Origin of the sequence: Pseudoflavonifractor capillosus (assembly GCF_016899775.1) — a bacterium.
GTDB lineage: Bacteria > Bacillota > Clostridia > Oscillospirales > Oscillospiraceae > Lawsonibacter.
In genome coordinates, this window is record NZ_JACJJE010000004.1 from 97,939 (window position 1) to 114,129 (window position 16,191).

The following is a 16,191-nucleotide window of genomic DNA, read 5'->3' on the forward strand; positions in this document are numbered from 1 at the left end:
TGAGAACGGGATTGTTCAAATAGATTCTTCATTATGCGTGCCCTTTCTGTTTCATCGTCCCTGTCATCAGGGGCGGTTTTTCTTTTTTCTGCGTTTGGTCTTGTTCTCCCGCCTGATCACGGCGTCCTTGCCCTGTTTCTTTGCGATTTTCGAGTATTCCTCCAAAAACCGGCGCTCCCGCAAGGTCAGGCTATTTTCCGGTTTGCAGCACAGATGTTCATACATCTGGCGCTGCAATTTTTTATGGATGGTTTTCCGCAGCTTGCGGATATTGCGGTCAGACTGCCCACGAATGGCAGCAAGCCGGGTGGTGCTGTAGAGCCGCAAAGAGAGAAAATACAGGACTTCCTTGTGTTCCTCGCTGAGAGTTTCGATCATGCCGGAGATAAATGGGTCGGCACTCAGCTGGTGCATCTCATAGGGACAGTCAAACAGAATATCCAGAAAGTTTCCGGCCATCAACTGCCGGTATGCAGGGTTGTTCATCCATCGGGGAATGAGCTTTGGCTCCGGCACCGCCTGGTATTCCAGCGGCACATCCCCACGGAGGTTTTCGTGGTCCCGCTCCCGGCGCTCCCGGTTCCGGTCCAGCTTGTTCCATTCGTCCACGACCACCCGGAAATCGCTTTCAGTGCGGGCCGCTTCCTCCAGCCGGCGCATGGCTTCGGCCCGTATCTCCCGCTTCAGCCGCTTTTCGCTGACCGGAGCAGCTTCTTCTTCCTCGTTCTCCAACTCGGCATCATAATCAACGGGATGCTCGTCCTGTTCCAGCTCGCTTTCCAGCTCTGCCAGGCGTTCTTCCGCAAGGGCCTGTTCCAGCGTTTCCTCCGCTGATCCGGCAGAGGCGTCCTCATCCCATCCGGTGAAGCCATCTTCGGTATCCAGAAGCTCGTCATCTGTGGGATACGCCATGACTCCACCTCCTTCAAAAAATTTTTATGATTTTTCAAAAAATGGTTCCGTTTTACACCCGGGATTTCTCCTATTAGTGAAAGGATAATCTGAAAGCAGATTACTTTTTTCGGAACCATATCAACATTATACAACAGCTGCGCCGGAAGCGCAAGAAAGAGAGGTTCTATGAAAAAAACGGCATCCAAGCATTTTTCAGAGGGGAGGGAGCGAAAATGACGCTGTTTGAGCTGGTGAAGCAAACGATTCGAGTGCGGGATGCAGCGGAGCATTACGGCTTGCAGGTCAATCGCAGCGGGATGTGCCGCTGCCCATTCCACGATGACCGGCACCCCAGCATGAAGCTGAATGAGAAGTATTTTTACTGCTTCGGCTGCGGGGCCACCGGCGATGTGATTGACCTTGTGGCAAGGCTCTTTGGTTTGAGCAGCTTCAAGGCGGCACAAAAACTGGCCCAGAACTTCGGAATTGACCCGGATAAGCCTCCGGCGGCCATTGCTCTGCCCAAGCCGAAACGCCCCCTGCTGACGGCATACCGGCAGGAGGAAATGCGCTGCCTTCGGGTGCTGTGCGATTATCTGCATCTTTTAGAACGCTGGAAGGTACAGTATGCGCCCAAGGTGCCGGAAGATGCTTTGGATGACCGGTTTGTGGAAGCCTGCCAAATGCTGGACTATGTGGAGTATCTGGCGGATTTGCTCATTGCCGCCGAACTGGAACAGCGGATAAGAATCGTAGAAATGCTGAACAAAGAGGACCTGATTGCCAGCTTGGAGGAGCGGCTGGAACGACAACAGAAGGAGGAAACGCCCTATGAAGAAAAACAATCCGCCTGACGGAATGCCCGTCTGGTTTGATGGAAAAAACATCAACGAAGCCCTGTTTTGTGAGGAGTTCTTGCAGACGCACAAGATTCTCTTCACAAACGGGGCTTTTTTCACGCCCGAAGGCCGTGTAACCGATGAGCTGCCCCTGCGGGGAGAGATTTTTGAGGAGCTGAAATGCTGTGCGGTCAGCAATATCCCCCGCAAAATCAGCAACATTGTGGAGCTGATGAAGCTGGCGGCGCTGGTGGAGGATTTTCCACCGAAGGCTGACCGGATTCACCTCTCCAACGGGACGCTTTTTCTGGACGGAAAATTTGTGGAGGGAAAATCTGAAATCGTCCGCAACCGGTTCCCCGTGGCCTACAACCCCAACGCCCCGAAACCCGTCCTCTGGCTGCAATTTCTGGACGGCCTGCTCTACCCGGAGGACATCCCCACCTTGCAGGAATACATCGGCTACTGCCTGATCCCCAGCAACAAGGGCCAGCGGATGATGGTCATCAAAGGCAACGGCGGTGAAGGCAAGAGTCAGATCGGCGCTGTGCTGGGAACTTTGTTCGGCTCCAACATGAAGGATGGCAGCATCGGGAAAATATCCGAGAACCGATTTGCCCGTGCCGACCTGGAGCATATCCTCCTGTGTGTGGATGACGATATGCGGATGGAAGCCCTGCGCCAGACCAACTATGTAAAATCCATCGTCACCGCCCAGGGCAAGATGGATTTGGAGCGCAAGGGCAAGCAGAGCTATCAGGGATGGATGTGCGCCCGGCTGCTGGCCTTCTCTAACGGCGATTTGCAGGCACTGTTTGACAGGAGCGACGGGTTCTACCGCCGCCAGCTGGTGCTGACCACAAAAGATAAGCCTACTGGCCGTGTGGATGATCCCGACCTGGCCGAGAAAATGAAGGCCGAGGTGGAGGGCATCCTGCTGTGGGCCTGTAAGGGCTTGCAAAGGCTGGCTGCCAACAACTTCAAGTTTACCGAGAGCCAGCGCACTAAAGACAACCGGGAGGCTGTCAAACGGGACAATAATAATATTTTTGATTTTCTGGAATCCGAGGGATATATTCGGCTGAAAGCAGACAGTACCATCAGTTCTAAAGAACTGTATGAGATTTACCAGATGTGGTGCGAGGAAAACAATCTTACGGCGCTGAAGCGGCGCAGCTTTAGTGATGCTGTGATCGCCAATCAGGGCAAGTACAATCTGGAATACTGCAACAGAATCACCAACATCGCCGGGCGGCGGGTGTGGGGATTTTTCGGAATTGAAGCGATTGCCAGACCTTATATAAACGGATTTTCCAATGTTTCGGAAGATACGTACGTACCGAGGCAGGCCGAGTAACTCAGTGCTTTTGTACGTATGTACACAGCATTTCACCCAAAACCGTTCTATAGGGGACTCTCGTATCGCACCCCAAACGGCAGACAAACCACGCCTTTGTTTGCTGCCGGATGGCTGGTGTTTGGCAGAACATCGGCTGTCCGGGCTGAACAACAGGAAACGATGCAGATGGTTTCCGGGCAGTTCAGCAGCGGTCATCGCAATGACCGCAATCCCCCCTCGGGAGAGCCCACGGCACTTTGCAGCCCTTCGGGATGAAAGTGTCATAGTGGGTTATTACACTTCCCGCAGGAAGTGCATCCCCGTCCCCCAGCCGTCTGCTGCTGAGCTGAAAGGAGCTGACTTGTATGGCCAGAAATGACGGAATCGACCGTACCTTTGCCCGTAATCAGGACTTGCCCACCCTTGATGATGTGGCAAAGGTGCAGGAACACAATGAACGAGAAAAGGACAACTACTCCAACCAGGATATTGATACCAGCCAGACCCACCGGAATATTCACTTCAAAACCCCCACCGACAGCTATGCTGCCATGTTCGATCAGATGATTGCCGATGGCGTTATCTCCACCCGTGGCCTGAAGGCCGATGCGGTAAAATACGGGGAACTGATTTTCGATGTGAACTCCGCTTACTTCCACAATCACGGCGGCTATGAATATGCCAAACAATTTTACACCGACGCATACAAAGCAGCCGTAGAGATCGTGGGTGGTGAGCAGTATATTCTCTCCGCTGTCATGCACGCTGATGAGCGCAACCGGGCTATGTCGGAAGCTCTGGGAAAGGATGTATACCACTACCACCTTCATGTGGTCTATATCCCGGTGGTGGAAAAGCAAATTCTCTGGTCAAAGCGGTGCAAGGATAAATCCCTTGTGGGAACGGTCAAGGAGACCATTATGCAGGTCAGCCGGAGCAAAAAGTGGGAATCCAAGGTGGCTCTGGATGAGCAGGGCAATCCGCTTTTGACCGCCAAGGGAAAGAAAGTCCTGCGGACATCGTACAGTGTTCTACAAGACGATTTTTTCAACTATATGAAAGCTGCCGGATATACCGATGTGGAGCGTGGAGAGCGTGGCAGCACCGAGGAACATCTGACAGTGACCCAATTCAAGGTGGCACAGGAGAAGCAGCGTCTGGAGACCATGACCGCTCAGATCGCTCAGACGGAGCAGACCTTAAATAACACGCAGGCCGCCATTGAAAAAAAGGAAAAGGAGTTACAATCCCTGCAAAAGCAGGCGAAAGAGCAGCGCACCGCTGCTTTGACTGTGCAGGAAATTCGCTCCATGGGGAAAAAGACCATTACCGGCAATATCACACTCACTCCATCCCAGTGCAATATCCTCAAGGACTATGCAGTCACTGGTCTTCTGGTCAAAGCGGAAAACAGCCGCTTGGAAGAAAAGCTGCGCAGCGCCCAATGGAGTGCCGCCATCTGGAAACAGAGATACGATGCCCTGTACAACGCATATCAAGAATTGAAGAAAGAGATCCAGCCGTATCTGGACGCCGTCAAGCTCGCACCTGAAAAGGTACGGGCTTTTTTTGATGCCATTTTGACCCGGACCCGACAAGCAAGGCAACCGACCAAACCTATTCGCCGCAAGCAAGATATGGAACGCTGAAAGAAAGGAATTTTACTGCCTATGATGAATCAGAACCAGCAGGCAACGAACCTGCCCATTGATCGTAAGATGCTGCTCTCCATTCGTGAGGCAGCCGAATACAGCAACATCGGAATCAACAAAATCGATGAGATGCTGAAACAACCCAACTGCCCCTTTGTCCTGTATGTGGGCACTAAAAAATTGGTAAAGCGCAAGGCTTTTGAGGAGTTTATCGAAGGTCGGGTTGCGATTTGACAAAACAGCCGTTTTTGGTGCGCCGGACACTGATTGGTGCGCACCAAAAACGGCGTAATATATTGAAAAAATTGTGTTTTTGTGTTAGAGTAGAGTGTTGTGATGAACTCACGTTTCCTACTCTAAGGAAAGGAGTTCATTATATGGGCAAAAACTTAAAAGGCAGAGAATGTGGAAAGGGTATCTGCCAGAGAAAAGACGGTAAGTACGCCGCAAGATATACCGCAAAGGACGGTTCCCGCAAGGAAAAGCATTTCGATACGCTCCCGGAAGCTCGCAACTGGCTTGCCGATGCACAGTACGAGGATAAGCACGATGTTCACAATCCTTCCTCCGAAATGACGGTGGATTCCTGGTTTGAGTTCTGGATCACTCATCTGATTGCAGATCTGGCACCCAATACCAAGAGAAATTACCGGGAACGGTATCGAGTGAACATCCAGCCGGTCATCGGAAGTATGCGCTTGTGTGATGTCAAACCGATGCATTGCAAGATCGTTCTGAACAAGATGGAAGCAACTTATGCAGGTTCTACCATCCGTCAGGCGTATATTGCCATGGGAATCATGTTCCGTGCAGCAGTCATGAACGATATGCTCATCAAACATCCCATGGACGGAGTTCGTTTTTCAAAGCCGGTCCGTGCCGTGGATGACATTAAGTTCCTGACTGTAGAAGAACAGGCAGCTTTTCTGGAAACCGCAAAGCGATCTCACAATTACAGGCAGTATATACTGCTGTTGGAGACCGGGCTGCGGACTTCGGAAATGATCGGATTGACCTGGGATTCTATTGACTGGAAAAAGCGGACGCTGACCGTCAGCAAAACGCTGGAATACCGCCATAGTGAAGGAATCTGGCGTGCCGGTCCTCCCAAAACCAATAGCAGCTACCGCACCATTCCGCTGACAACCCGTGCATACGATGTATTAAAATCTTGCTACGAAGAACGTCACACTCGCAAAGAATCAGAACTGCTGTCTCAAATTCTGGAATATGTGGATCGCCGTACCGGAGAGACCCAGTATCTCTGTATGAGAGATTTGGTGTTTATCAATTATCGTACCGGAGAACCCGCCAAAAACAGTTCCTATGACACGCATCTGTACAAACTCTGCGATGAGGCCAAAATCAAACGGTTTTGTATGCACGCTTTGAGACACACCTATGCGACCCGTGCGATTGAAAGCGGAGTGCTGCCGAAAGTCCTGCAAAGGTTGCTCGGTCATTCCAGCATCAAAACAACCATGGACCGCTATGTCCATGTCACGGATGATTCCCTGACCAACGCCATCAAACAGTTTGAGCAAAACACCAGTCTGGCAAGTTGAAAAATGGTGCGCTGCTGAAAAATTGGTGCGGAATTGGTGCGGTGGACATCCCCCCAAACCCGGAAACCATTGAAAATACGAGAAAAATCAAGGAGAGTTGAGATATATGAAATTAGGTATCGTGGGTCTCCCCAATGTGGGAAAGAGCACCCTGTTCAACGCCATTACCAACGCCGGCGCGGAGAGCGCCAACTACCCCTTCTGCACCATCGACCCTAACGTGGGCGTGGTGGCGGTGCCTGACGCCCGCCTGGACAAGCTGTCTGAGATGTATCACCCCAAGAAGACTACCCCGGCGGTGATCGAGTTCGTGGACATCGCCGGACTGGTGAAGGGGGCCTCTCGGGGGGAGGGCCTGGGCAACAAGTTTTTGGCTAACATCCGCCAGACCGACGCCATCGTCCACGTGGTGCGCTGCTTTGACGACGAGAACGTGATCCACGTGGAGGGCTCCACCGACCCCATCCGGGATATGGACACCATCGACCTGGAACTGATCCTGGCCGACGCGGAAATGGTGGACCGGCGCATCGACAAGGCCCAGAAGGCGGCCAAGGGGGACAAGAAGTTTCTCCGGGAGGTGGAGGTGTTCACCGGCCTGAAGGGCTGGCTCAACGACGGCAAGTCCGCCCGGAGCTACTTGGGCCAGGTGGACGAGGACGACGCGGCCCTCATCGCCACCTCGGAGCTGCTGTCCCTGAAGCCGGTGATCTATGCGGCCAACCTGGACGAGGACGGATTTTCCGACCCGGAGGGGGTGGCCTACTACCAGCAGGTGAAGGAGCGGGCGGCCTCGGGGGGGGCCCAGGTGATCCCCGTGTGCGCCAAGCTGGAGGCGGAGATCGCCGAGCTGGAGCCCGAGGAGAAGAAGATGTTCCTGGACGACCTGGGCGTGCCCGAGTCCGGCCTGGACCGGCTGGTGAAGGCCAGCTACACCCTGCTGGGTCTCATCTCCTATCTGACCTCCGGCGAGGACGAGTGCCGGGCCTGGACCATCACCAAGGGCACCAAGGCGCCCCAGGCCGCCGGCAAGATCCACTCCGACTTTGAGCGGGGATTTATCCGGGCGGAAGTGATCGCCTACGACGACCTGATGGCCTGCGGCTCTATGGCCGCCGCCCGGGAGAAGGGCCTCATCCGCTCCGAGGGCAAGGAATACATCGTCCAGGACGGCGACATTATCCTGTTCCGGTTCAACGTGTAAGGACCGGGGTACGCCGGACAAATTTTGAAAAAACAGTTGTATTTTCTCCGTCCATCGTGTACACTATGGACAACAGAATCCGTATGAGGAGGAATTGCCTTATGAAAGTTGCCCGCTTCGTGCTGAAGATCGTGGCCCTGTCCCTCACCGCCGCCGGCGTCATCTGCGCCATCATCGCCTACTGGGACAAGCTGGCCGAACTGGGGGACTACGCCAAGACCAAGGTCCAGCAGAAGGCCTGCGCCTCGGAGTATGAGGACTACGAGGAGTAACAAGGGACAAAAAGCAGCCGCATTTCGCGGCTGTTTTTTATTGTTGCAAAGTGGTCCAGGGCGGGAAAGAGAGGGCCTATTGGGGCCGCCCCGCGGCCCGGTACCACCGCAGCCGGGTCCGGTCCCCGGTGCGGCGCAGGATGACCGAGGAGACGATCCCGTCGGCGGTAAACGCGGCCAGGGCCGCCCAGAACACCGGGGGCGGGATCATGGCAAACAGCCGGGCGGCCGCCGGGTGGACCCAGTAGACCATGGGAAGCAGGAGAAGCCCCCAGGCCAGGGTAAAGGGGAGGCAGACCCGTCCGTTGAGGTTGCCGATCTGGCTGTGGTAGTCCCAGAAGGAGACGGAGAAGGCCTTTTGATAAAAGACGGAGACGGCGTACTCCACCGCCGTGGCGGTGAGCCCCCCCACAATCACCAGGAGGGCGGGGGAGCGGAGCACCGCGCTGGGGAGCAGCAGCACCGCGCAGGCCCCCAGGCCGTATACCGGGCACAGGGGGAGGAGAAGCAGGCACTTCCGGTCCAGGGGGGCGCCGGTCCACCAGGCGTAGCCCACCTCCAGCAGGAAGCCCAGAAAGCTGTAAAAGAGAAAATACCAGAACCACTCCATCCCGCATCCTCCTGAACGGCGGACCTGTCTCCGCCCAGATTCGGCCCGGGAGGCGGAGTGGCTCCGTCTCCCGCCGGACAGAGTTAGGATGAGAGGCCGCTCCATGAATCATACGCGGGGAGCCCTGGAAAAACAACGCCCCCGGCCGCCGTGGAGGAGGCCGGGGGACGGAACAGCGGCGAAGCCGCGTTTACAGGGTCGGAAGGGGATCGCCCAGAGGCGCGGGAGCGTCCTCCCCCTCGTTGGCCTGCTGGGGCGTGAGGGCGGAGCCGGGCAACTGGGGGACGAAGGAGACCTGGAGGACCGCCTGGGGCCAGTTCACCTTCACCTGGGCGTGGAGCCCCTTCTCCTGGGCGGTCCGCTCCAGGAGGGCGACCAGCTCCCCCAGCACGTCCCGGGTGAGATAGCCGCCCCGCCAGTGGAAGATCAGGGGCTTTTTCTTGCGGATGGCCTGGAGGGCCCGCCGGCCCACATCCTCCTGTTTGGTAAAGGACAGCTTCTGCTCCCGGTAGAAGAACCGGTCCCCCTGGGTGCAGGCGGGGGCATGGGTGAGAATGGGCTCGTGGTCCCGGAAGATTTTTTTGTCGTCCAGATTGAAGTAGTCGTACCGGATCACCCCGTCTCCCCCCAGGGAGTTGTCAAAGGTGGCGTCCAGATGATAATACTGCCCGCCGATCCTCACAATGTTCCAGGCGTGGCGGTAGCGGATGCCCTTGTCCGGGTTGTTCTCCGAGATGACCACGATGCACCACAGCCCCAGGGCGTCGCACAGGGCCTTCACCGCCTTGGCGATGCCCTCGCATACGCTCACCCCCTGGCCCAGGGGGCCCAGAATCTCGTGGGAGTAGGGCTTTTTCAGCTTGTCATACCGCACGTTCCGGCAGATAAAGTCGTGGATGTACCGCTCCTTTTCGCCCTCGCTCTTGTCCATGGCGGGGCGGGCCAGCTTGGCAATCCGGGCGGACATAGCCCGCTGGTGCTCCCGGATCTTCCCCTTGTCAAAGAGGTACTGGGGCAGAAACTCCACCGTGGAGGCGGCGGGGTGGACCCGGCAGGAGAAGCCGGTGACGTAGAAGATCTCCGGGTGGTCCAGGCGGAGCTGGAATAGGATCTGACCCAGCTCCTCCATCTCCAGCCGGGGGACGGGGAAGGCGGGGCGCAGCTCCTCCAGGCCGGTGAGAATGGCGTGGTAGGCGCTCTGCCAGGTCTTTCCCATGCGGCTGTAGTAGTAGAACTCCATGCAGGGCCCTCCTTTTAGAGAAACAGGGCCAGCAGGGAGGTGAAGATCCCGCACACACAGATGGCGATGGAGCTCATGGCCCCCTGAATCTCGCCGATCTCCATGGCCTTGGTGGTGCCCAGGGCGTGGCTGCACGCCCCGATGGCCAGTCCCTCCGCCACCGGGTCGGTGATGCGGAACCACTTGGCGAACAGGGGGGCGAACACCGCCCCCACCAGACCGGCCAGGATTACCGCCGCCGCGGCCACCCCCTGGATGCCGCCCTGGCTCTCGGCGATGCCCAGGGCGATGGCGGTGGTGACGCTCTTGGGCAGGAGGGAGGCGGTGAGCACCTCCTCCAGCTGGAACAGGCGGCACAGGGCCAGCACGCTGCCCAGACTGGCCAGGGTGCCCGCCAGACACCCGGCCAGGACCGGAAGAAAATACTCCTTGAGGACGGCGCGCTGGTGGTAGATGTTCAGGGCCAGCACCGCCGTCACCGGACCCAGCATCATCTGGATCAGGCTCGCCCCCTGGTTGTAGTGCTCCAAGGGGATGTGAAAGACGGCCAGAATGGCGATAATCAGCACGCCGGCGATGATCAGGGGGTTGCACAGCACCCACCCGGTTTTCTTTTGGACCCACAGCCCGGCGCACCAGGCGGCGGCGGACAGGGCCAGACCGAAAAACGGGGAGGTCAGAATCGCGTCAAGCATGGCGGTCCTCCTTCCGGTTCCGATGGCGGAGCATCAGCAGCCGCACAGTCCACCCGGTGACCAGATAGACCACCGGCGTGGTGAGCACGATGATGAGGAGCAGGGGGACCAGCTGGCTTTTCAGCAGTTCGATATGCTCCAGCAGCCCCACAAAGGAGGGCAGGAAGAAAAAGGCCATATTGGCCACCAGAAAGTGGGAGGCGGTCTGGATGTGCCGGTCCTTCACCACGCCGGTGAGCAGCAGGACCATCAGCAGCACCATGCTGATGACGCTGGCGGGAAAGGCCACCGGGAGAAGGGCGGCCACCCCCTCACCCACCAGACAGATCCCAAAGATCAGGGCAAGCTCGCCCATAATATTCATGGAATGATTCTCTCCTTGTTGATCAAATTTCTGTGGAAACGGCAAAAGTTCAGGGCGGGGCGGGCCCCGTCCTGACGAAACAATGTGTGGGGAGTGACGTGTTGGAAGGGCGGGCGGCCCAGTGTGCCGCCCCTACAGCCCACAGGAAGCTAGTAGGGGCGCATAGCATGCGCCCGCCAGAATACGCACCGAAAGCGTTGGCTCGGCAAAGCCAGGCGCAGAGCTGGGACCGCACCGAATGCAATTTTTGCAAACCCAGGGCCCAGTGGCCCGGCGGAGATTTGGACCAGCCACTCAGATTTTGCGCGCCGAAAATTTTGCACAACCTATCAGGAAGGCGTCCCTCGTAAACGGGGTCCGGGGCCGACTCCCCCTGTCAGGGGGAGATGGCCCGAAGGGCCAGAGGGGGTAGGGTAGGCGACTATGAGCACGGAGTGCTCATCGGAGCCGTCCCCGGTGGCGTTTTGTTTAATCTCCCGTGCCTCCCGGCGAAGCCCAGCACAGCGGGTTCGCCGGGAAGAGGAGGAGCAAGGGAGCGAGCGCAGTTTTCGCCGTCAGGCGGAAACGGAGACAAGCGGACTTTGCGACGACGAGCCGCCATGGGCAAAGGAACTCGCCGCCCGCAGGCGGCGAAATTCCCTGCGGAAAACCATAGGAGCGGCGCGCCGAGTCGTCGCGCCCTACAGAGGGCGAAAACCCTCCCACGCGGGCGGCCACATGGGCCGCCCCTACAAAAAGAAATTTAATCCCAGATCGCGGTGGCGAAGTAATCTTCCGGCGTCTCGGCCCGCCGGATGAGGCGGGTGGAGCCGTCCTGGCACAGGAGGACCTCCGCCGAGCGCAGGCGGCCGTTGTACTGATAGCCCATGGCGTGGCCGTGGGCGCCGGTGTCGTGGATGACCAGCAGGTCACCGATATTGATTTCCGGCAGCATGCGGTCGATGGCGAACTTGTCGCTGTTCTCACACAGAGAGCCGGTGACGTCGTACTTGTGGTCGCAGGGGGCGTCCTCCTTGCCCATGACGGTGATGTGGTGGTAGGCCCCGTAGATGGCCGGGCGCATCAGGTTGGAGGCGCAGGCGTCCACCCCGATGTACTCCTTGTAGATGTGTTTCTGGTGGAGCACCTTGGTGACCAGATGGCCGTAGGGGGCCAGCATGAACCGGCCCAGCTCGGTGCAGATGGACACGTCGTCCATGCCCGCGGGGACCAGCACCTCCTCATAGGCGCGCCGCACCCCCTCGCCGATAACGGCGATGTCGTTGGCGGGCTGCTCCGGGCGGTAGGGGATGCCCACGCCGCCGGACAGGTTGATGAAGGTGATGTGAGCCCCGGTCTCGTTCTTCAGGTCCACCGCCAGCTGGAACAGAATCTTGGCCAGGGCGGGGTAGTAGTCGTTGGACAGGGTGTTGGAGGCCAGGAAGGCGTGGATGCCGAACTCCTCGGCCCCCATTTCCTTCAGGCGCTTGAAAGCTTCGGCGATCTGCTCCCGGGTCATGCCGTACTTGGCCTCGCCGGGGTTGTCCATCACCTGGAAGCCCTCCTTGCTCTCCCCCAGCTGGAAGGTGCCGCCGGGGTTGAAGCGGCAGGAGATTTTCTTGGGGATGTACCCGATGGTGTCCTTCAGGAAGTCGATGTGGGTGATGTCGTCCAGGTTGATGGTGGCCCCCAGCTGGGCGGCCAGAGCGAACTCCTCCGCCGGGGTGTCGTTGGAGGAGAACATGATCTCCCCGCCCTGGAAGCCGCAGCGGTCGGACATCATCAGCTCGCACAGGGAGGAGCAGTCCACGCCGCAGCCCTCCTCCTTCAAAATCTTCAAAATCTGGGGATTGGGGGTGGCCTTCACGGCGAAGAACTCCTTATAGCCGGGGTTCCAGGCAAAGGCGGCCTTCAGGGCCCGGGCGTTCTCCCGGATGCCCTTCTCGTCGTACAGATGGAAGGGGGTGGGGTACTGCTTGACAATCTCCTGGAGCTGTTCCAGGGTGACAAACGGCTTTTTCATGGGTCATCGCTCCTTACGCGTTCTCTTTCTCTTGGGAGCCCTCGGGCCTCCAGGTCAAAATCAGTATTAGTTTATCCAGTTTTCCCGGGAAAGTCAATGAAAAGAGGGGCGTGCAGAGAAAAAAGCGGGGGCAGGCCGGGACAGGTTTTTCTTGCGTTTTCTCGCCAACTCTGATACAATAGAGAAAATTTGCGGAGAGGGGAGTATCCATGGACGGATTTGGAGACATGCTTTCAATGGCGCTCTGCTCTTTGTGTTCCTGACAATCACCGTGTGATTGTCTTTTTTTGTGTGGATACAGATGAAAAAGAAGGGAGAAACAACCATGAATCAACCCCAAGGCATCTACGACGCCCGGCAGCTGGGGCGGCCCAAAATGTTTGTGCTGGGCGCTCAGCACATGTTTGCCATGTTCGGCGCCACTGTTCTGGTTCCCGCGCTCACGGGAATGTCCGTTTCCGCAACGCTTTTGTTTGCGGGGCTGGGGACACTGCTGTTCCACTTTCTGACCAAGTGGAAGGTGCCCGCCTTTTTGGGCTCGTCCTTCGCGTTTATCGGCGGCTATCAGGCCATCGCCCCCATGATCGCCAATGAGGACGGCAGCCTGTCCTCCAACACGGAGATGCTCCCCTACGCCTGCTTCGGCGTGGTGCTGGCAGGACTCCTCTACGTGGTGCTGGCCGCCCTCTTCAAGGTGTTCGGCACCAAGGCGGTGATGCGCTATTTCCCGCCCATCGTCACCGGTCCCATTATCATCTGCATCGGCCTGACCCTCAGCTCCACTGCCATCACCAACTGCCGCTCCAACTGGGCCATTGCCCTGGTGGCCATTGCCATTGTGGTGGTGTGCAACATCTGGGGCAAGGGCATGGTGAAGATCATCCCCATCCTCCTGGGCGTGGTGGGCTCCTATGGAGTGGCCGCCGTCTGCCAGGCCGCGGGGATGGAGGTCATGGACCCGGCCAAGGTCCAGGCCCTGCTGGACGCCCCCTGGATCGGCCTGCCCTTCCGGTTTGAGGACACCCTGTTCGGCCTGTTCAGCCGGCCCAATGTGGACTCCGGCATGCTGCTCACCTCGGCGGTGACCATTATGCCCCTGGCCCTGGCCACCATGGTGGAGCACATCGGCGGCATCTGTGCCATCTCCTCCACCTGCGAGCGGAATTTCCTCCAGGACCCGGGCCTCCACCGCACCCTGCTGGGCGACGGCATGGCCACCTCTCTGGCCGCTCTGTTCGGGGCCCCGGCCAACACCACCTACGGCGAGAACACCGGTGTGCTGGCCCTGTCCCGGGTCTATGACCCCCGGGTCATCCGCATCGCCGCGGGGCTGGCCATCCTGCTGTCCTTCTCCCCCAAGTTCGCGGCCCTGGTGTCCGCCATGCCCACCGCCACCATGGGCGGCGTGTCCATGGTCCTCTACGGCATGATCTCCGCCGTGGGTGTGCGCAACATTGTGGAAAATCAGGTGGACTTCACCAACAGCCGCAACGTCATCATCGCCGCCATCATCATGGTGCTGGCCATCGGAGTCAACTACTCCGGGGCGGTGACCTTCTCCGTGGGGTCCATTGAGGTGAGCCTGTCCGGCCTGGCGGTGGCCGCCATCGCCGGCATCGCTCTGAATGCCGTTCTGCCGGGCAAGGACTATGAGTTCGGCGAGGACGAGAAGGGAGACACCTCGGTCAATTTCCAGGTCTGAGGCAAATCTGAAAGTCGGATACAGAGAACCTAAAAAAACGATTAAATCCAGACAAAGGTCCTTGCGCCGCTGAATAAAATGCGTTAGAATGAAGCCAGCACACGGGAAACCGTACGAAACAGGAGGTACGAAATCATGGGATTTTCGGATAATTTGACTGAAATGGCCACCGATCTGGCTCAGAGCGTGGCCGCCACGTCCAAGCGCCTGGCGGAGGCCGGTGTGGCCACCTCCAAGCGTGTGGCGGAGATCGCCAAGCTCTCCGCCTCCAACCTGGCGGAGGAGGGCGGAATCAAGAAGGCCTATGTGGAGCTGGGCAAGCTCTACTATGCCGAGCACGGAGCCACTCCCGACGCGGGCTATGCCGCCGCCTGTGAGAAGATTGCCGCCGCCAAGGCCACCATTGAGGCCAATAATGAGCGGATCGCCCAGCTGAAGGCCGAGGCCAAGGCGGATGGAGAGGTCATCGACGCCGACGAGGTGGAGGAGGCCGTGGAGGCCGAGATCGTGGCCGAGCAGGCCGCCGAGGCGGAAGGAGAGGAGACCCCTGCCGAAGAGGAAGCCAAGCCCGAGGAATAAGAAAAAAGACAGACAGAGGGCGGAGCCTTGCGGCTCCGCCCTCTCAGTCTGTCAAAAAACAAGCACAAAGCCCCCATATCTGGTAAAATAGAAACAGATATGGGGGCGAAAAAATGGAACAGTGGAGGAAAGACGCGCGGAGAGAAGTAGCGATAACGGACATCGAGGCATTGGTGCCGGAGGAACACCTGCTGCGGCAAATAGAAAAAGTGATGGACTACGAGTGGCTGTATGAGAGGTTGGAGCCATATTACTGTCACGAGAATGGGCGGCCTGGGACAGACCCGGTGGTTCTGATCAAGATGGTATTGATCCAGCATTTGTTTGGGATTGCGTCACTGCGGCAGACGTACCGGGAAATCCAGGTAAACCTGGCATACCGGTGGTTCTTAGGGTATGGACTGCTGGAGGAGATACCGCATTTTGCAACGGTGAGTTATGCCTTCTGCCAACGATTTCCGGAAGAATTGACGCAGGAGATATTCGAGCATATTCTGAATAAGGCGCTGAACAACCGTATGGTAGATCCCCGCACGGTCTATATAGACGGGACCCATATCAAGGCCAGCGCAAACAAAAAGAAATTCCAGAAAGAACAAGTGGCAAAAACGGCAAAGGTGTATTCCAAGCAGCTGCGGGAAGAAGTAAACAAAGAGCGGGAAAGACTGGGGAAAAAGCCAATACAGGATGACGATGAGGAAGACGGAACGCCAGGTGGAGGAACGGTGGAGAAGACAGTCTCCACCACGGATCCAGATGCGGGAATGTTCGTAAAAGGGGAGCATGAGCGGCAGTTTGCCTACGAGGCCCATACAGCCAGTGACAAACATGGATTCATTCTGGGTGTAGAAGTGACAGCGGGAAATGTACATGACAGCATAGCTTGGGATGACCTGTATGACCAGGTAACGAGCCGTTTTAAGGAAATTCATTTTATCGTAATGGATGCGGCATATAAGACGCCGTGGATTGCAAAGAGAGTATTGGAAAACGAAAGAATCCCCGTTATGCCCTATACAAGATACACTGGGAAGAAGGAATGGTATAAGCCGTGGGAGTATACATATGACCCGATACAGGACACCTTTACCTGCCCGCACGGCGGCATTTTGCGCCATACCACTACAAACAAAGAGGGGAAGCGAACCTACCGAACCACCCCCTCCAAGTGCAGGGCATGTCCCTATAAAGACAAATGCGGAGCCGATGAACAAGGGAAAAAGGCCCTTACCAC

At 57.5% G+C, this 16,191-nt stretch carries 16 protein-coding genes; 10 read left to right on the forward strand and 6 right to left on the reverse strand.

Features of this window, described 5'->3' with window-relative positions; all coding sequences use genetic code 11:
• Window positions 1-66 precede the first annotated feature (66 nt).
• Window positions 67-912 carry a sigma-70 family RNA polymerase sigma factor gene (locus H6B31_RS02425; protein WP_204897036.1) on the reverse strand — a complete coding sequence of 282 codons (846 nt, stop codon included), beginning with the start codon at window positions 910-912 and terminating at the stop codon, window positions 67-69.
• A gap of 215 nt (window positions 913-1,127) precedes the next feature.
• On the opposite strand from H6B31_RS02425, the gene H6B31_RS02430 reads away from it, so the two are divergent.
• From H6B31_RS02430 to H6B31_RS02460, 7 genes are all read left to right on the forward strand, one after another.
• Window positions 1,128-1,748 (forward strand): CHC2 zinc finger domain-containing protein, encoded by a 621-nt coding sequence (locus H6B31_RS02430; protein WP_087366691.1) that lies wholly within the window; start codon window positions 1,128-1,130, stop codon window positions 1,746-1,748.
• Entirely contained in the window at window positions 1,726-3,090 is a 1,365-nt protein-coding gene (locus H6B31_RS02435) for a DNA primase family protein (RefSeq protein ID WP_204897037.1), read from the forward strand. The genes H6B31_RS02430 and H6B31_RS02435 overlap by 23 nt, the downstream gene beginning before the upstream one ends.
• A gap of 347 nt (window positions 3,091-3,437) precedes the next feature.
• The gene (locus H6B31_RS02440) at window positions 3,438-4,721 is read left to right on the forward strand and encodes a plasmid recombination protein (RefSeq protein ID WP_204897038.1); all 1,284 of its coding nucleotides are present in this window, start codon (window positions 3,438-3,440) and stop codon (window positions 4,719-4,721) included.
• Window positions 4,722-4,745: 24 nt separating this feature from the next.
• Complete coding sequence (locus H6B31_RS02445; RefSeq protein ID WP_087366749.1) at window positions 4,746-4,958, forward strand: excisionase; 213 nt, start codon at window positions 4,746-4,748, stop codon at window positions 4,956-4,958.
• Between the two features lie 143 nt (window positions 4,959-5,101).
• A complete protein-coding gene (locus tag H6B31_RS02450) occupies window positions 5,102-6,289 on the forward strand; it encodes a tyrosine-type recombinase/integrase (RefSeq protein ID WP_204897039.1) in 1,188 nt (395 codons plus the stop codon).
• A 106-nt stretch (window positions 6,290-6,395) separates the two neighbouring features.
• Window positions 6,396-7,493 (forward strand): redox-regulated ATPase YchF, encoded by a 1,098-nt coding sequence (ychF, locus tag H6B31_RS02455; protein ID WP_204897040.1) that lies wholly within the window; start codon window positions 6,396-6,398, stop codon window positions 7,491-7,493.
• Between the two features lie 101 nt (window positions 7,494-7,594).
• Entirely contained in the window at window positions 7,595-7,765 is a 171-nt protein-coding gene (locus H6B31_RS02460; protein WP_242972675.1) for a hypothetical protein, read from the forward strand.
• Between the two features lie 76 nt (window positions 7,766-7,841).
• On the opposite strand, the gene H6B31_RS02465 is transcribed toward H6B31_RS02460, so the two are convergent.
• From H6B31_RS02465 to H6B31_RS02485, 5 genes are all read right to left on the reverse strand, one after another.
• On the reverse strand, window positions 7,842-8,375 hold the full coding sequence (locus H6B31_RS02465) for a putative ABC transporter permease (RefSeq protein WP_204897041.1): 534 nt from the start codon (window positions 8,373-8,375) through the stop codon (window positions 7,842-7,844).
• 190 nt (window positions 8,376-8,565) lie between these two features.
• Window positions 8,566-9,615 carry a transglutaminase domain-containing protein gene (locus tag H6B31_RS02470; RefSeq protein ID WP_204897042.1) on the reverse strand — a complete coding sequence of 350 codons (1,050 nt, stop codon included), beginning with the start codon at window positions 9,613-9,615 and terminating at the stop codon, window positions 8,566-8,568.
• 14 nt (window positions 9,616-9,629) lie between these two features.
• On the reverse strand, window positions 9,630-10,310 hold the full coding sequence (locus H6B31_RS02475; protein WP_204897043.1) for an LrgB family protein: 681 nt from the start codon (window positions 10,308-10,310) through the stop codon (window positions 9,630-9,632).
• Window positions 10,303-10,674 (reverse strand): CidA/LrgA family protein, encoded by a 372-nt coding sequence (locus tag H6B31_RS02480; protein ID WP_204897044.1) that lies wholly within the window; start codon window positions 10,672-10,674, stop codon window positions 10,303-10,305. Before H6B31_RS02480 ends, H6B31_RS02475 begins: the two co-directional genes overlap by 8 nt.
• A 742-nt stretch (window positions 10,675-11,416) precedes the next feature.
• A complete protein-coding gene (locus H6B31_RS02485) occupies window positions 11,417-12,676 on the reverse strand; it encodes a diaminopimelate decarboxylase (protein ID WP_204897045.1) in 1,260 nt (419 codons plus the stop codon).
• A gap of 325 nt (window positions 12,677-13,001) precedes the next feature.
• On the opposite strand from H6B31_RS02485, the gene H6B31_RS02490 reads away from it, so the two are divergent.
• The 3 genes from H6B31_RS02490 to H6B31_RS02500 form a co-directional block, all read left to right on the forward strand.
• A complete protein-coding gene (locus H6B31_RS02490; RefSeq protein ID WP_191343049.1) occupies window positions 13,002-14,378 on the forward strand; it encodes a uracil-xanthine permease family protein in 1,377 nt (458 codons plus the stop codon).
• 135 nt (window positions 14,379-14,513) lie between these two features.
• Window positions 14,514-14,957: a serine proteinase gene (locus tag H6B31_RS02495; RefSeq protein ID WP_087287715.1), complete on the forward strand. Its 444-nt coding sequence runs from the start codon at window positions 14,514-14,516 to the stop codon at window positions 14,955-14,957.
• Between the two features lie 113 nt (window positions 14,958-15,070).
• A partial coding sequence (locus H6B31_RS02500) for an IS1182 family transposase (protein WP_204897047.1) occupies window positions 15,071-16,191 on the forward strand: 1,121 nt, incomplete at its 3' end.

What these genes read in the sequence shown, in the direction of transcription:
- ychF (WP_204897040.1), top strand. Translation starts at nt 6,396, where the DNA reads ATGAAATTAGGTATCGTGGGTCTCCCCAATGTGGGAAAGAGCACCCTG.
- H6B31_RS02485 (WP_204897045.1), bottom strand. Translation starts at nt 12,676, where the DNA reads ATGAAAAAGCCGTTTGTCACCCTGGAACAGCTCCAGGAGATTGTCAAG.
- H6B31_RS02480 (WP_204897044.1), bottom strand. Translation starts at nt 10,674, where the DNA reads ATGAATATTATGGGCGAGCTTGCCCTGATCTTTGGGATCTGTCTGGTG.
- H6B31_RS02495 (WP_087287715.1), top strand. Translation starts at nt 14,514, where the DNA reads ATGGGATTTTCGGATAATTTGACTGAAATGGCCACCGATCTGGCTCAG.
- H6B31_RS02460 (WP_242972675.1), top strand. Translation starts at nt 7,595, where the DNA reads ATGAAAGTTGCCCGCTTCGTGCTGAAGATCGTGGCCCTGTCCCTCACC.
- H6B31_RS02490 (WP_191343049.1), top strand. Translation starts at nt 13,002, where the DNA reads ATGAATCAACCCCAAGGCATCTACGACGCCCGGCAGCTGGGGCGGCCC.
- H6B31_RS02430 (WP_087366691.1), top strand. Translation starts at nt 1,128, where the DNA reads ATGACGCTGTTTGAGCTGGTGAAGCAAACGATTCGAGTGCGGGATGCA.
- H6B31_RS02470 (WP_204897042.1), bottom strand. Translation starts at nt 9,615, where the DNA reads ATGGAGTTCTACTACTACAGCCGCATGGGAAAGACCTGGCAGAGCGCC.
- H6B31_RS02435 (WP_204897037.1), top strand. Translation starts at nt 1,726, where the DNA reads ATGAAGAAAAACAATCCGCCTGACGGAATGCCCGTCTGGTTTGATGGA.
- H6B31_RS02450 (WP_204897039.1), top strand. Translation starts at nt 5,102, where the DNA reads ATGGGCAAAAACTTAAAAGGCAGAGAATGTGGAAAGGGTATCTGCCAG.
- H6B31_RS02425 (WP_204897036.1), bottom strand. Translation starts at nt 912, where the DNA reads ATGGCGTATCCCACAGATGACGAGCTTCTGGATACCGAAGATGGCTTC.
- H6B31_RS02465 (WP_204897041.1), bottom strand. Translation starts at nt 8,375, where the DNA reads ATGGAGTGGTTCTGGTATTTTCTCTTTTACAGCTTTCTGGGCTTCCTG.
- H6B31_RS02475 (WP_204897043.1), bottom strand. Translation starts at nt 10,310, where the DNA reads ATGCTTGACGCGATTCTGACCTCCCCGTTTTTCGGTCTGGCCCTGTCC.
- H6B31_RS02445 (WP_087366749.1), top strand. Translation starts at nt 4,746, where the DNA reads ATGAATCAGAACCAGCAGGCAACGAACCTGCCCATTGATCGTAAGATG.
- H6B31_RS02440 (WP_204897038.1), top strand. Translation starts at nt 3,438, where the DNA reads ATGGCCAGAAATGACGGAATCGACCGTACCTTTGCCCGTAATCAGGAC.